Source organism: Saccharopolyspora hattusasensis (assembly GCF_050972075.1).
Lineage (GTDB): Bacteria > Actinomycetota > Actinomycetes > Mycobacteriales > Pseudonocardiaceae > Saccharopolyspora > Saccharopolyspora hattusasensis.
Genome location: NZ_JBPCDC010000001.1, coordinates 3,872,113 through 3,885,865 on the forward strand (window position 1 = coordinate 3,872,113; position 13,753 = coordinate 3,885,865).

Consider the following 13,753-nt stretch of genomic DNA (forward strand, 5'->3'; position numbering starts at 1 on the left):
GAATGGCGCGTCGCGCAAGGCAGAATCGCTCGCATGGGTGAACGCAAGATCGGCTTGGTCGCAACGATCGCCGTCGCCGTCGTGGTGCTGATCGGCGTCAGCATCGCCTTACTGGTCTTCGATCCCCGGACGACCGGCGCCGACGCGCTGCGAACCGGCGGGCTGGCGGCCGGCTCGGTCGTCGCTCTCTACGCGCTGTGGCTCAACGACCGGCGCCGACGCGTCGAGGAGAAGCGGCAGGAGCTCGATAGCCAGCCAGCGGCAGGAGCTGGATCGGCAGCGCTACGCGCTAGAACAGCAGCGGCAAGCCCTGGAGGATCGCCGGACCGACCAGGATCGGGACCGCGCGGCGGACGAGCGCTTCGCGCGGGCGGTGGAGCTGCTCGGCAACGAGGCCGACCAGGTGCGGGTGGGCGCCATGCACGCCCTCGCGGGGCTCGCCCGCAACCAACCCGAATACACCCAGACCGTGCTCGACGTGCTGTGCTCGTACCTGCGGCGACCGTTCGACCATCCGAAGTGGACGATCGAGCGGAGCGTGGACGTGGTCACCGATGAGCAGCAACGCGAGCGGACGGTGCGGCAGACCGCCGCCAAGCTCGTCGTGTCGCTGCTGCCGACCACCTCCGATGCGCACCCGCCCCGCTACGACATCGACGTCGCGGCCGCCCGATTGGACCGCTTCGACCTGTCCGGCAGGGTCGTCGGCACCTTCGAGGCCCAGGCCTGCTGGTTTCGCCACAAGACGAACTTCGAGGGGACAGTCTTCCTGGGCAAGGTGGACCTCGGCAACGCCACCTTCCTGCACCCGCTGCGCGCCGCCGGGGCGGTGTTCCGGGGCAGGGCCAGCTTGCAGTGCCTGCACGGTCGCGCACCGATCGATTTCGAGCTCGTGGAGTTCCACGGCGAGGTGGATATGCAGACGGCGAAGTGCGCCGAGCACGTGTCCTTCCGGCAGGCGGCCTTCCACGCCGGGCTCGACCTCCGGCACGCGCGCTTCGACGGCGGCGTCGATCTCCGCGTGCGCGAGCCGTTGCCCAGCGTCGCGCTGTACAACACCGAGGTCGACACATCGATCCACGCCCAGGTGCCGGAGGATTGGCAGCTCGAACCCCTGACGGATGCGAATCGCGCACGCATCCGGGTGCATGCGGTCGGGCAGAATCCTTCGCATGGATGAGCGCAAGATCGGGCTGGTCGCGACGATCGCCGTCGCCGTCGTGGTGCTCGTCGCCGTCAGCATCGCTTTGCTGATGTTTGACCCCAGGACGACCGGCGCCGACGCGCTGCGGACTGGCGGGTTGGCCGCCGGTTCGATCGTTGCGCTCTACGCGCTCTGGCTCAACGACCGGCGGCGACGCATCGAGGAGGAGCGGCAGAAAACCGAGCGGCAGCGCCACGAACTGGAAAACCGGCGGGCGGAACTCGACCGCGATCGGGTCGCCGACGAGCGCTTCGCCCGCGCCGTGGAACTCCTCGGGCACGAGACCGATCAGGTCCGGGTCGGTGCGCTACACGCCCTCGCCGGGCTCGCGCGGAGCAACCCCGACTACGCGCAGACCGTGCTCGACGTGCTGTGCTCGTACCTGCGGCGACCGTTCACCCATCCTCGCTACAGCGCTGATTCCAACGCGCCCACCTCGGGATTCGCGGCCGATCAGGAGCGGCGTTGGACCGCGGAGGCCGTGGATGACGCGGAGCGGAAGCTCCAGGTGCGGCTGACCGCGCAGCGGCTAATCGCTGAACTGCTGCCGCGTGCGGAAGATGCCGATGCACCGGCATACGACCTCGACCTGACGAACGCGACGCTGGAGTACGTCGACCTGTCCGGCCGGAAGATCGGCACGCTCATGCTGCGTCACGCGAAGCTGTTCAGCAGCAACAACTTCAGCCGTTGCGAGTTCCGCGGCCCGGCGTGGTTCACGGCGACGACCCTCGGAACCGGCCGGCTGTTCGGCCGCTTCCGCTGCGAGAAGGCGGTTTTCCACGAGCGCGCGTGGTTCAGCCGAGTCAAGTTCCACGGCCGCGCGAGCTTCGACGGGACCCGCTTCAACGGCCGCAGCAAGTTCTCGGACGCCGTCTTCACCGACCGGATGTCCATGGTGGAAGCCGAGTTCACCGGCGAGGCCGACTTCCGAGCGATCCGCTTTGAAGCCGCCGCGATCATGCTCGACACCACATTCCACGGTGCAGTCCAGAACACCGGCATCACGACCAGCTCGGACCACGAAGTCATCCTCCCCGCCGGCTGGAAGGCCGGGAGCGCGTAGCCCGAGAAGGGGGTGGCCGGACGCCGGGTCGGGGGCGGAGCGCCCGGCCACCATGCGGTCCGGCGAGGGGAGGGGTTCCGCCGGACCAGGTCTCGCGGTCAGATGCGCAGGCGCGCGAGTGCTCGCCTGAAGCGCGCGAGTGCTCACCTGAGGCCAGAACATGGTTCTACCTGTGCGTTGAAGTTGACGTTTCAGCTGGTCAGGTCTCGTGAGTGTTGCTTCCGGTTCTTACCGGAAGCAACACTCACGACCTTGGTCTCCGTCGGCCTGTCAGGAGTACGCGGTGGGCGGTCACCTCGCGGACGACACCGGGGCCGTGACTGCGCTCAGCACGGTCTTCGACCGACTTTGCAAGCGCGCGTTGAGCGAGAAGCCGAGCCGAGACCTGATTGCGCGACATGCCGGTCGACGGGAGGTGCAACGATGGAGCTCTCCACTGGCCGATGAAGCGAACGGCCCGTTCGCCTCGATAGACGAGGTGAACGGGCCGTTCGCGGCGGCTCGGGATCAGCCGAAGAGCGCCGGGAGGGTGCCTTCCCAGGCTTCGCGGAGTTCCGCCAGGGGGATGTCCGCGACGTCCTGGATGTCCAGGCTCTGGGAGCCCGCGTCCGCGACACCGACCTTGGCCCACGGGAGGCCCCGGGCCGTGCACATGTCCGTGAAGCGGAGTTCCTCGGTGCGCGGGACCGCCACCAGGATCCGGCCCGCCGACTCGGAGAACAGCCAGATGAACGGGTCCGCGCCCTCGGGCAGGACCACCCGGGCACCGCACTCGCCGACCAGCGCCGTCTCCACCAGCGCCTGCGCCAGGCCGCCCTCGGAGAGGTCGTGCGCCGCCGAGATCATGCCGTCGCGGGAGCCCGCGACCACGATCTCCGCCAACAGCTTCTCGCGCGCCAGGTCGACCTTCGGCGGCACGCCGCCGAGGTGGTCGTGGGTGACGCGCGCCCACTCCGAGCCGCCGAACTCCTCGTGGGTCTCGCCGAGCAGCAGCAGCGTTTCGCCTTCCTCGCCACCGATTCCGGTGGGGATGCGGCGGGTCACGTCGTCGATCGTGCCCAGCACGCCGACCACCGGCGTGGGCAGGATCGGCTTGGCTCCGGTCTGGTTGTAGAAGCTGACGTTGCCGCCGGTCACCGGGATGCCCAGCTCCTGGCAGGCGTCGGCCAGGCCGCGCACCGCCTGCTGGAACTGCCACATGACGCCCGGGTCCTCCGGCGAACCGAAGTTCAGGCAGTTGGTGACCGCCACCGGCGTCGCACCGGTGGTCGCCACGTTGCGGTAGGCCTCGGCCAGCGCCAGCTGCGCGCCCGCGTACGGGTCGAGCCGGGTGTAGCGGGCGTTGCAGTCGGTGGCGACCGCGATGCCGCGCCCGGACTCCTCGTCGATGCGCAGCACGCCGCCGTCCGACGGCTGGGCCAGCACGGTGTTGCCGCGCACGTACCGGTCGTACTGGTCGGTGACCCACGCCCGGGAGCACAGGTTCGGCGACGCCACCATCCGCAGGATGGTCTCCCGCAGCTCGTCCGGAGTGGACGGGCGGGCCAGCGTGTTCGCGTTGTCCGCGACGACCAGGTCCTGCTCGGCGGGCCGCACGACCGGGCGCTCGTACACCGGGCCCTGGTGCGCGACGGTACGCGGCGGCACGTCCACCACGAGCTCGCCGTGCCAGTAGATCTCCAGGTTCTCGCCGTCGGTGACCTCGCCGATGACCGTCGCGGTGACGTCCCAGCGGCGGCAGACCTCCATGAAGGCCTCCACGTTGGACGGCTCCACGACGGCGCACATCCGCTCCTGCGACTCGCTGGAGAGGATCTCCGCGGGGTTCATCCCGGTCGCGCGCAGCGGGACCTGGTCCAGGTCCACCCGCATGCCGCCGTCACCGGCCGACGCCAGCTCCGAGGTGGCGCAGGACAAGCCCGCACCGCCGAGGTCCTGGATGCCCACGACCAGGCCCGCGTGGTACAGCTCCAGGCAGCACTCGATGAGCACCTTCTCGGCGAACGGGTCGCCGACCTGCACGCTGGGCAGCTTCTTGCGACCAGTGCCGCTCTCGTCGCCGTCAAACGTCTCCGACGCCAGCACCGACACGCCGCCGATGCCGTCCAGGCCGGTGCGCGCGCCGAACAGGATGATCTTGTTGTCCTTACCGCTGGCGTGCGCGAGGTGTAGGTCCTCGACCTTCATCACGCCGACGCACATGGCGTTGACCAGCGGGTTACCCGCATAGCACTCGTCGAAGACGACCTCGCCGCCGATGTTCGGCAGCCCCAGGCAGTTGCCGTAGCCGCCGACCCCGGCGACCACGCCAGGCAGCACGCGCTTGGTGTCCGGGGCGTCGGCCGGGCCGAAGCGCAGCGGGTCGGCCACCGCGACCGGCCGGGCGCCCATGGCCATGATGTCGCGGACGATGCCGCCGACGCCGGTGGCCGCGCCCTGGTAGGGCTCTACGTAGGACGGGTGGTTGTGGCTCTCCAGCTTGAACGTGACCGCCCAGCCGTCGCCGATGTCGACCACGCCGGCGTTCTCGCCGATGCCCGCGAGCATCTTCTCGCGCATCTCGTCCGTGGTGGTCTCGCCGAAGTACTTCAGGTGCACCTTCGACGACTTGTAGGAGCAGTGCTCGCTCCACATCACCGAGTACATGGCCAGCTCGGCCTCGGTGGGCCGGCGGCCCAGGATCTCCCTGATCCGGGCGTACTCGTCGTCCTTCAGCCCGAGCTCGCGGAACGGCTGGGCGGTATCCGGGGAGACTTTTGCCTGCTCGACTGTGTCGAATTCGACGGCCCGGCCGTCGGTGTCCACCTTTGCCAATTTGCTCACGCTGCCACCAGTGCATCCAGAACGGACAGGAACATGCCGAGGCCGTCGTCGGTGGGGCCGGTCAGGGGGTCGATCGCGTGCTCGGGGTGCGGCATCATGCCCGCGACCCGCCCGCGCGCGTCGGTGATGCCCGCGATTTCGCGCTGCGAACCGTTCGGGTTCTCGCCCTCGTAGCGGAACAGCACCCGGCCTTCGCCTTCGAGCTCGTCGAGGACGGCCTCATCGGCCATGTAGTTGCCCTCGCCGTGCTTGATCGGGATCAGCAGCTCGGCGCCCGCGTCGTAGCGGGTGGTCCAGGCGCTGCTGTTGTTCTCCACCTTCAACCACTGGTCGCGGCAGACGTAGTGCAGGCCCGCGTTGCGGGTCAGCACTCCGGGAAGCAGCCCGGACTCGCACAGGATCTGGAAGCCGTTGCACACCCCGAGCACCGGCATGCCCTTGCGCGCGGCCTCGACGACCTCGGTCATCACCGGGGCGAATTTGGCGATCGCGCCGCAGCGCAGGTAGTCGCCGTAGGAGAAGCCGCCGGGCACGACCACCGCGTCCACGCCCTTCAGGTCGTGGTCGGCGTGCCAGAGGGCGACCGATTCGGCACCGGCGCGGCGCACCGCGCGAGCGGCGTCGACGTCGTCGAGGGTGCCGGGGAAGGTGACCACGCCGATCTTCGCGCTCATGCTTCCACCCGGCGGACGGTCCAGTCCTCGATGACCGGGTTGGCCAGCAACGTCTCGGCGATCTTGGCGAGCGTGTCGTCGTCGACGTCGTCGGCGACCTCCAGCTCGAACCGCTTCCCCTGGCGGACTTCGGTGATGCCGTCGAATCCGAGACGGGGCAGCGCGTTGGCCACCGCCTGTCCCTGCGGATCGAGGATTTCCTGCTTCGGCATGACGTCGACAACGACTCGGGCCACGGGTGCTGCTCCCGGTTTCCGTGCAGATCCGCCGGGACCCCGGCGGATGGCCAGCAGTACCACCAAAGGGTAACTGAGCTGGGAGTTCGCCCTTCGCAGCAGGGGCCGCGGGTGCGGCGTGGCTCACCACCGACGCGTTCACGCGTGTCTTGTGTCACATTTTCGCCGGTTGTCTAAACCTTCGGGGCGTTCGGCCGTCTATATGTCCGGGGAAACCAAACCCCTGCGTTGATCGCAGATTATCTAGGGGGAACGCATACCCATGCGCACATTCAAGACGCTGCTGGCGGCCGGTCTGCTCACCGGCCTCGCGCTGACCACCACCGTTCCGGCGATGGCCGCTCCGAACTCCGCGCCGGTGGCCGCGGCGCCGGCGGAACCGCTGCTGACCGCCGACAAGGCGCAGGTCCGGGCGGGCAACACGCTGGTCCTGCGGCTGGAGCACGGCCCCGAGGGGGTCAACTGGATCTCGTCGGCGGCGTTCGTGCGCAACGGGGATCACCCGTTCGGCGCGGACGAGGGCCTGGCCCAGGTCGTGAACGACCGCGACGGCCGGGCCGAGGCAGTGGCCACCATCGCGGACGTCCCGCCGGGCGAGTACGACGTGCACACCCGCATCGGCGGCGGCGCCGGACCGACGATGAAGATCACCGTCACCAAGTGACCCGCCCCTCCGGGGGTTGAGCGAGGGGCATCCACGACCCGGCAATCCGTCCGGCAATCCGGGCACGGGTGCCCCTCACCCGTGAAAGTTCAGCTGCCGGCGTAAGGCGTTCACCTGCGACGATCTCGCGTCGTGGGACTTCCCGGTGTCGCGACTGCGGATCGACCAGGATGAAAAGGCTCAACGAAAATCGCGGATTGTCGGCGTGTTGCATCCCGACACGCCGACGGTTGTGGAGAACTTCCGCAATTTCAATGGAAATCGGACCTCTGATTTCCATTGAAATTGCGGTCCCCCTGGGGGGGACGTGGTCGGGTGGTCGCGTGTGACTAGTCGGAATGGTGGGGTTCGTCGGGCCTGCGCCGGAGCGGGTAGGTCGTGGAAGAGTGGGATTGCCGGCAGAGCTAGGAGGAAACACCGTGCAGATCACCCACTTCGGACATGCCTGCGTGCTGATCGAGACCGATTCGGCGCGGCTGCTCATCGACCCCGGCAAGTTCGCCGCGGACTTCGAGGACCTCCGGGACCTCGACGCCGTGCTGATCACGCACCAGCACTTCGACCACCTGGACCTCGACCGGCTGCCCGCCCTGCTCTCGGCCAACCCGGACGCCCACCTGGTCGTCGACCCGGGTTCGGCTTCGGCAGTCGCCGAGAAGGGGCTGGCGGCGACCACCGCGCGGCCCGGCGAGTCGCTGGAGCTTGGTGGCGCGGCGATCAACGTCGTCGGCGGCACCCACGCCGTGATCCACCCGGACATCCCGGTCATCGACAACATCGGGTACGTCGTCGACCACGGCGCCTTCTACCACCCCGGCGACTCGTTCTTCGTCCCCGAGCAGCGGATCGACGTGCTCGGCGTGCCGACCGGGGCGCCGTGGCTGAAGCTCTCCGAAGCGGTCGACTTCCTGCGCGCGGTGGCGCCGCGTGCGGCGGTGCCGATCCACGAAGCGGTGCTGGCGATGCCGCAGATGCACTACCGCATGTTCGAGCAGCTCGGCCCGAAGGACACCGCCGTCGAGGTCCTGCCCAAGGGCACCCAGACCACGCTGTGACCCACCTCCGGCCGACCTTCCCGTCGGCTTACGGCGCACGCGGACCGCTCGCTCCAGGTGGGACGCCTCGTCCTCGCAGGCTCGGAAGCCACGCACCGGAGACGACCGGCCCGCTGCGCCGATGGCGGGACTGGTGGTGTCAGTCGTCCCGGTCGTCGTCCCGGTCGTCGACGTGGTGGTGGTCGTCGACGTCTTGGTCGTCGACGTCTTGGTGGTGGTGGTCGCCATGCTGGTCGTCCAGATGGTCGTCGCAGTCGTCGAACCGATCAGCGGTCGTCGTCGAACCGATCAGCGGTCGTCGTCGAACCGATCAGCGGCGTCGTCGATGCAGGTCGGGGCCTGCTGGAATGGACGATCGGGAGCCCGCGCGCCGGAGGTTGGGCCGGCTGGGCCTTGCGGATGAAGTGGTTCTCATCCACTTCCGAGGTGCGCCGACCCGCGGGCGAACGAGGCATAGGTGACCGGTCGGGCGCCGTGGTGCAGCGCCAGGTCGATGGCGTCCAGCACCGCCTGCCGAGCACTCGGTTTCCGCAGCTCAGCGGCGTCCAGCGCGAGCCGGACCAACTGGCCGCGCCTGGCTGCCCGCCCGACCCCCAGCACGAGCGCCCGGCACCACCACGGCTCGACCCGCTCGCCCGGTCCCAGCACCCGGATCCGCGCCCGGTGCACCCTTCCGGTCGCGAGTTCGCGGACCGCCAGCGCATCCGCGCAGACCGAGAAGCCGCGCAGCTGCAATGCGGTGACCGTGCCGGGCGAGCCGAGCCAGCGCGGCGGGATGAAGGTGTTCGTCCGCAACCCGGATTGCTCCAGCACGGCCGACGCGGCGGCCAGCCGGAGCCCGGCTTCGTGCGCCGGAAGCCGAGCGGGCGCGAGTCGGGCGCGCAGGCCCGGGGACACCCGGGCGAAGCCGTGCAGGCTGACGGCATCGCGCCGCGCCAGGCGCTCCGCCACCCAGTGCAGCACCGGGGACTGCGGGCTACGGGCTTCGCGATGATCGGGGTGCGGCGAGATCAGTAGGGACAACGGGACCTGGCGGCTGTCCAGTGCGGCGGCGAAATCCGCGCACTGGTCCAGCACCCGGAGACCGAGGCCGGACAACGACACGACGAGCGGCGTGCTCACGGTCCCTCATTCCGCCCGGCCAGGGTGTCCGTGACCTGACCGCCAGGTGTCGCCCCGGCGCAAATCCGGCGAACCTCCACGTCGCCCACTTTCGGCACGCCCCGGCAGGTAGGGACGCCGACACGCCGACGCATTCCCCTACTAGATGATTGATTCCGTGAAGTTGGTGTTAGTGATCGAATGCGATGAGTGATCGTTTGCTGGTCGCGCCGGTTGTCCAGTTGTGCCAGATGGCGGCGGTCATGGCCAGTAGGCGTTGGGCGATGCGGGTGAACACGCCTGCTGGGGTGCGTCCGCCGTGTTGTTCGAGGCCGAGTTGGGCTTTGAGGGTCTGGTTGACCGACTCGATCCACTGGCGCACTCCGCCGAGGTTGCCGTTGCGGTAGGTCTCGTCCTTGCGGTCCGGGCGTAGCAAGCGCAGCGTCATCTGCTCGGTGAGATTCTTGAACTCCTTGCCGGAGAATCCCTTGTCAGCCAGCAGGATCTGGCCGTCGCGGATGAGGTGGTGGTTGTGGTCGAGCAGCGCGGCCAGCACCTCGCGTTCGCCGATCTTGGGGTTGGCCAGGCACCACATGATGGGTACCCCATCCCCGCTGCACACCAGGTACAGCTTGAGCCCCCAATACCAGCGGGCGTGTGACGCGCAGTACCCGTAGCCGGCGTGTCCGGCGAGGTCGGAGCGCTTGACGGTCTCGCGGGACATCCCGCAGGGCACAGGGGTGGCGTCGGTGATCCACAGGTCGTCGAACCAGGACGGGCAGCACGCAGCCACGGTCCGGATTGCCTTGCACAGCAACGGTTCCGCCGCACGTAAACGCTTGTTGTAGCCGGACTGTTTCGGCAGATACGGGAACATGGCGCGCCACTGCGGATCGCTGCGGATCGCTATGGATGTGCCGGATCCAGCGACGCTCCCCGTGGTAGCGCAGCAGGACCTGGGCCACGGCCAGCGTAATGAGCTCACTGTCCGTGAGTAGCGGTTGACGACCTCGCCCTGTGCGGGCGGGAACAACGTGGTCGTCGACGAGCACGTAGAGTGCGGTCAGGAGGGTGTTTAGTTCTTTGCTCACACATTGATCTTGAACACCCTCCTCCTCTACCCGCTCACCGGCCCTCCCTTCACGTGATCTTCACGGAATCAATCATCTAGGGGAAAGCGGCCGACCGCTGAAGGCCCGACGGTCGCGATTTCGCGAGAAATCACGCCCGGGTGGGGTGGCTTCGGCTTACTCCGCGGGGGCGAGCCAGTCGGCGAAGGACTGACCGGTGATCCGCTCGTAGGCCTCGACGTAGCGGGCACGGGTGGCGTCGATGACGTCGTCCGGCAGCGGAGGCGGCGGGGTGTCGGCCGCGCGGTCCCACCCGGAGGCGGGCGAGGTCAGCCAGTTGCGCACGAACTGCTTGTCGAACGACGGCTGAACCTTTCCGGACTCGTACCCGTCCGCCGGCCAGTACCTCGACGAGTCGGGCGTGAGCACCTCGTCGCCGAGCACCAGCGAACCGTCGCCGGCGAGGCCGAACTCGAACTTCGTGTCCGCCAGAATCACCCCGCGCCTGCGCGCGTGCTCCGCCGCCTGGCGGTACACCCGCAGCGTCAGGTCGCGCAGCTCCGCGGCGCGCCCCGCCCCTAGCTGCGCGGCAACCGCTGCGAAGCTCACGTTCTCGTCGTGCTCGCCGATCTCGGCCTTGGTCGCCGGGGTGAAGATCGGCTCGGGCAGCTCGGATGCCTCGGTGAGCCCGGCCGGCAGCTGCACCCCGCACACCGCGCCGGTGCGCTGGTAGTCGGCGAGCCCGGAGCCGGTCAGGTAGCCGCGCGCCACGCATTCCACCGGCAGCATCTCCAGCCGCTTCACCAGCAGGGCCCGGCCGCGCACCTCGGCGGGGATACGCGGGTCGTCGGCGGCGACCAGGTGGTTCGGCGTCACGTCGGCGAGCAGCTCGAACCAGAAGACACTCATCGCGGTCAGCACCCGGCCCTTGTCCGGGATGGGGGTGTCGAGCACGTGGTCGTACGCCGAGATGCGGTCGGAGGCGACCAGCAGCAGGTGTTCGTCGTCCACGGCGTGCAGCTGGCGAACCTTGCCTGCCGCGATCTGGGGGTAATCGGCGAGTGCAACCACGTGCGGATTGTCTCGCACCGGGCCCCGGGTGCTCGCACACGGGCGGTGGTAAGAACCCGACGTGGGTCGTCCGGACCAGCCCGAGCACAGGAGGACTTCGTGAGGACATTCACCGACTGGCTCCGCCAGCGCAGCGAGCCCGACTGGACCGCGGTCGTCACGCACCCGTTCACCCAGGGCCTGTTCGACGGGCTGGTGCCGGTCGCGTCGATGCGCTCCTACCTGGTGCAGGACTACCAGTTCGTCGACGACTTCCTGGCGCTGCTCGGTTCCGCGCTGGCAAAGGCCGACCGGTACTCGTCGCGGCTGGCGATCGCGGGCAGCATCGCCGTGGTCACCAGCGAGGAGAACACCTACTTCCGGCGCGCTTTCGATGCGTTGGGCGTCGGCGAGGCGGACCGGGTGCGTCCGAAGCTGGACGAGGCGACCGTGGCCTTCCGGGAGCTGATGAGCGACACCAATGCGCGCGGCAGCTACGCCGAGGTGTTGACGGTGCTGACCGTCGCGGAGTGGACCTACCTGGAGTGGGCGATGCGCGCGCCGGCCGCGCTGCCGGAGAACTTCGTGCACGCCGAGTGGATCACGCTGCACAACAACCCGGATTTCCGGTCCTGGGTCCGGTGGCTGTGCCGGGAACTGGACCGGGTGGGTGCGGACCTCGACGAGCGCGACCGGGCCCGCTGCCTGCGCCTGTTCCAGCACGCGACCCGCTGCGAACTCGACTTCTTCAATACCCACTGGTCGTGACGGCAGGTCTTCGGAAGCTCGTCTTGCCCAGTGGCGGATCCTCGCCGGCCGGTGTGGCGCGAACGGCCTGTTTGCCTCGTTAGCCGAGGTGAACGGCCCGTTCGCTCCATCCACCCAGCGTCGGTGTGGCGCTGCCGGTGCACACCCGCAACGCCACCAGCCGACTACGAGCCCTGCTCGTGCTGACCAACCTCGAAATCACCCGCCGACAAACGATCAACAAAAATGATCAGGACCGCCGACCAGCTCAAAGAAACCTGTCAGAGGATGTCGGCAGGGCGGTACGCCGCGGCCTCCGGGTGACGGGCCGTGATCTTCTCGATCTGCCCGACGATGTCGCCGACCTGGGCGGCTGCCGCGCCGGTGAAGGCGAGGCGGTCCGCCAGCAGGGCGTCCAGCTGGGCGCGGTCCAGCGGCAGCCGGTCGTCGGCCGCGAGCCGGTCCAGCAGGTCGTTGCGCTCCGCGCCCTGCTCGCGCATGGCCAGCGCGACCGCGACCGCGTTCTCCTTGATCGCCTCGTGCGCGGTCTCCCGGCCGACACCAGCCCGCACCGCCGCCATCAGCACCTTCGTGGTGGCCAGGAACGGCAGGTAGCGGTCGAGCTCGCGGGCGACCACCGCAGGGAACGCGCCGAACTCGTCGAGCACGGTCAGGAACGTCTCCAGCAGGCCGTCGAAGGCGAAGAACGCGTCCTGCAGCGCCACCCGGCGCACCACGGAGCAGGACACGTCGCCCTCGTTCCACTGGTCGCCGGCCAGCTCGCCGACCATCGACACATAGCCGCGCAGCACTACCGCGAGGCCGTTGACCCGCTCGCAGGACCGAGTGTTCATCTTGTGGGGCATCGCGCTGGAGCCGACCTGCCCCGGCTTGAAGCCCTCGGTCACCAGCTCGTGCCCGGCCATCAACCGGATCGTGGTGGCCACGTTGGACGGTGCGGCGGCGAGCTGGGCGAGCGCGGTGAGCACCTCGAAGTCCAGCGAGCGCGGGTAGACCTGGCCGACGCTGGTCAGCGTGCTGCCGAAGCCTAGGTGGCCTGCCACGCGGCGCTCCAGCTCGGTGAGCTTCGCCGGGTCGCCGCCGAGCAGGTCGAGCATGTCCTGCGCGGTGCCGACCGGGCCCTTGATGCCGCGCAGCGGGTAGCGCGCGAGCAGCTCCTTCACGCGGTGGAAGGCGACGAGCAGCTCGTCGGCGGCGGTGGCGATGCGCTTGCCGAGCGTGGTCGCCTGCGCGGCGACGTTGTGCGAGCGACCGGCCATCACGAGCTCGCCGTACTCGCCGGCGAGCTTGCCCAGCCGCGCCAGGACGGCGACCGTGCGGTCGCGGACCAGCTCCAGGCTGCGGCGGACCTGCAGCTGCTCGACGTTCTCGGTTAGGTCCCGGGAGGTCATGCCCTTGTGGATCTGCTCGTGGCCGGCGAGGGCGTTGAACTCCTCGATGCGTGCCTTGACGTCGTGGCGGGTGACGCGCTCGCGGGCGGCGATGGAGTCGAGGTCGACCTGCTCCAGCACCCGCTCGTAGTCGGCGACCGCCTGCGCGGGGACGTCGATGCCGAGGTCGGCCTGGGCGCGCAGCACTGCGAGCCAGAGCTTGCGCTCCAGGACGATCTTGTGCTGCGGGGACCACAGCTCGACCAGTTCGGGCGAGGCGTAGCGGGCGGCGAGGACGTTCGGGATGCTGGGCTTGACCGTCACGAACAGCCAGGATACCGGCGGGGTGTCGCCGTTCGGCTCACCCGGTCGCGCCATGCCGGAAGCCGCAACCGACGCGACGGGTGGGACGCGCGGGACAGGTGAAGGGCACTCGGCAGACCGCAGTCTCAATTGAAACCGCGGTCTCCTGGTCTCCCGGGGTCCCGGGGTCCCGGGGTCCCAGCACCAGTTTCAATTGAAACTGCGGGACACCTGGCGCCCTTCTTAACCCACCCGTTCGGTCGCAGCGCGGGTAGAGCACTTTCCCGCATTCCGCGCACAACCCGCGCCGTACGTCCGGTTCGCAGGTCTGTCCGCAGTCGGTGCATTCGAGGTGGGTGAATGTGCTAC

General features: G+C 69.2%; 13 protein-coding genes and 1 pseudogene. 6 read left to right on the top strand and 8 right to left on the bottom strand.

Going from position 1 to position 13,753, the window contains the following annotated elements:
- Window positions 1–289: 289 nt before the first annotated feature.
- Window positions 290–424, bottom strand: coding sequence for a hypothetical protein (locus ACRXBZ_RS18145; RefSeq protein WP_433880096.1), 135 nt, complete (start codon window positions 422–424; stop codon window positions 290–292).
- On the opposite strand from ACRXBZ_RS18145, the gene ACRXBZ_RS18150 reads away from it, so the two are divergent.
- A complete protein-coding gene (locus ACRXBZ_RS18150; RefSeq protein WP_433880097.1) occupies window positions 419–1,180 on the top strand; it encodes a pentapeptide repeat-containing protein in 762 nt (253 codons plus the stop codon). The two genes, ACRXBZ_RS18145 and ACRXBZ_RS18150, sit on opposite strands and share 6 nt — an antisense overlap.
- Window positions 1,173–2,270, top strand: a complete 1,098-nt coding sequence (locus tag ACRXBZ_RS18155) for a pentapeptide repeat-containing protein (RefSeq protein WP_433880098.1) — start codon at window positions 1,173–1,175, stop codon at window positions 2,268–2,270. The genes ACRXBZ_RS18150 and ACRXBZ_RS18155 overlap by 8 nt, the downstream gene beginning before the upstream one ends.
- A gap of 507 nt (window positions 2,271–2,777) precedes the next feature.
- Here the strand turns inward: ACRXBZ_RS18155 and purL are convergent.
- Genes purL through purS form a run of 3 tightly spaced genes read right to left on the bottom strand, consistent with a single transcriptional unit; the run spans window position 2,778 to window position 6,003 of the window.
- Window positions 2,778–5,093: a phosphoribosylformylglycinamidine synthase subunit PurL gene (gene purL, locus ACRXBZ_RS18160; RefSeq protein ID WP_433880099.1), complete on the bottom strand. Its 2,316-nt coding sequence runs from the start codon at window positions 5,091–5,093 to the stop codon at window positions 2,778–2,780.
- Window positions 5,090–5,767, bottom strand: a complete 678-nt coding sequence (gene purQ, locus ACRXBZ_RS18165) for a phosphoribosylformylglycinamidine synthase subunit PurQ (RefSeq protein ID WP_433880100.1) — start codon at window positions 5,765–5,767, stop codon at window positions 5,090–5,092. The genes purL and purQ overlap by 4 nt, the downstream gene beginning before the upstream one ends.
- A complete protein-coding gene (purS, locus tag ACRXBZ_RS18170; RefSeq protein ID WP_010312709.1) occupies window positions 5,764–6,003 on the bottom strand; it encodes a phosphoribosylformylglycinamidine synthase subunit PurS in 240 nt (79 codons plus the stop codon). The genes purQ and purS overlap by 4 nt, the downstream gene beginning before the upstream one ends.
- 262 nt (window positions 6,004–6,265) lie before the next feature.
- Between purS and ACRXBZ_RS18175 the strand changes: the two genes are divergently transcribed.
- The 3 genes from ACRXBZ_RS18175 to ACRXBZ_RS18185 all read left to right on the top strand — a co-directional run bounded on the left by ACRXBZ_RS18175 (window position 6,266) and on the right by ACRXBZ_RS18185 (window position 8,125).
- Window positions 6,266–6,667 (top strand): hypothetical protein, encoded by a 402-nt coding sequence (locus tag ACRXBZ_RS18175; protein WP_433880101.1) that lies wholly within the window; start codon window positions 6,266–6,268, stop codon window positions 6,665–6,667.
- Between the two features lie 419 nt (window positions 6,668–7,086).
- A complete protein-coding gene (locus ACRXBZ_RS18180; protein ID WP_433880102.1) occupies window positions 7,087–7,722 on the top strand; it encodes an MBL fold metallo-hydrolase in 636 nt (211 codons plus the stop codon).
- 136 nt (window positions 7,723–7,858) lie between these two features.
- Window positions 7,859–8,125, top strand: coding sequence for a hypothetical protein (locus tag ACRXBZ_RS18185; protein ID WP_433880103.1), 267 nt, complete (start codon window positions 7,859–7,861; stop codon window positions 8,123–8,125).
- 8 nt (window positions 8,126–8,133) lie between these two features.
- Here ACRXBZ_RS18185 and ACRXBZ_RS18190 read toward each other — a convergent pair whose 3' ends face one another.
- The 3 genes and pseudogenes from ACRXBZ_RS18190 to ACRXBZ_RS18200 form a co-directional block, all read right to left on the bottom strand.
- On the bottom strand, window positions 8,134–8,844 hold the full coding sequence (locus tag ACRXBZ_RS18190) for a DUF2334 domain-containing protein (protein WP_433880104.1): 711 nt from the start codon (window positions 8,842–8,844) through the stop codon (window positions 8,134–8,136).
- A gap of 169 nt (window positions 8,845–9,013) precedes the next feature.
- Window positions 9,014–9,914, bottom strand: a pseudogene (locus ACRXBZ_RS18195) (IS982 family transposase).
- A gap of 156 nt (window positions 9,915–10,070) precedes the next feature.
- Window positions 10,071–10,964, bottom strand: a complete 894-nt coding sequence (locus ACRXBZ_RS18200) for a phosphoribosylaminoimidazolesuccinocarboxamide synthase (protein WP_433880105.1) — start codon at window positions 10,962–10,964, stop codon at window positions 10,071–10,073.
- A gap of 99 nt (window positions 10,965–11,063) precedes the next feature.
- Here ACRXBZ_RS18200 and ACRXBZ_RS18205 point away from each other — a divergent pair, with 99 nt between their 5' ends.
- Window positions 11,064–11,711, top strand: a complete 648-nt coding sequence (locus ACRXBZ_RS18205) for a TenA family protein (protein ID WP_433880106.1) — start codon at window positions 11,064–11,066, stop codon at window positions 11,709–11,711.
- A gap of 260 nt (window positions 11,712–11,971) precedes the next feature.
- Here ACRXBZ_RS18205 and purB read toward each other — a convergent pair whose 3' ends face one another.
- A complete protein-coding gene (purB, locus tag ACRXBZ_RS18210; RefSeq protein ID WP_433883910.1) occupies window positions 11,972–13,405 on the bottom strand; it encodes an adenylosuccinate lyase in 1,434 nt (477 codons plus the stop codon).
- Window positions 13,406–13,753 lie beyond the last annotated feature (348 nt).

Coding starts and splice junctions, on each gene's coding strand:
- ACRXBZ_RS18175 (WP_433880101.1), top strand. CDS start 6,266: ATGCGCACATTCAAGACGCTGCTGGCGGCCGGTCTGCTCACCGGCCTC.
- ACRXBZ_RS18150 (WP_433880097.1), top strand. CDS start 419: ATGCACGCCCTCGCGGGGCTCGCCCGCAACCAACCCGAATACACCCAG.
- purQ (WP_433880100.1), bottom strand. CDS start 5,767: ATGAGCGCGAAGATCGGCGTGGTCACCTTCCCCGGCACCCTCGACGAC.
- ACRXBZ_RS18155 (WP_433880098.1), top strand. CDS start 1,173: ATGGATGAGCGCAAGATCGGGCTGGTCGCGACGATCGCCGTCGCCGTC.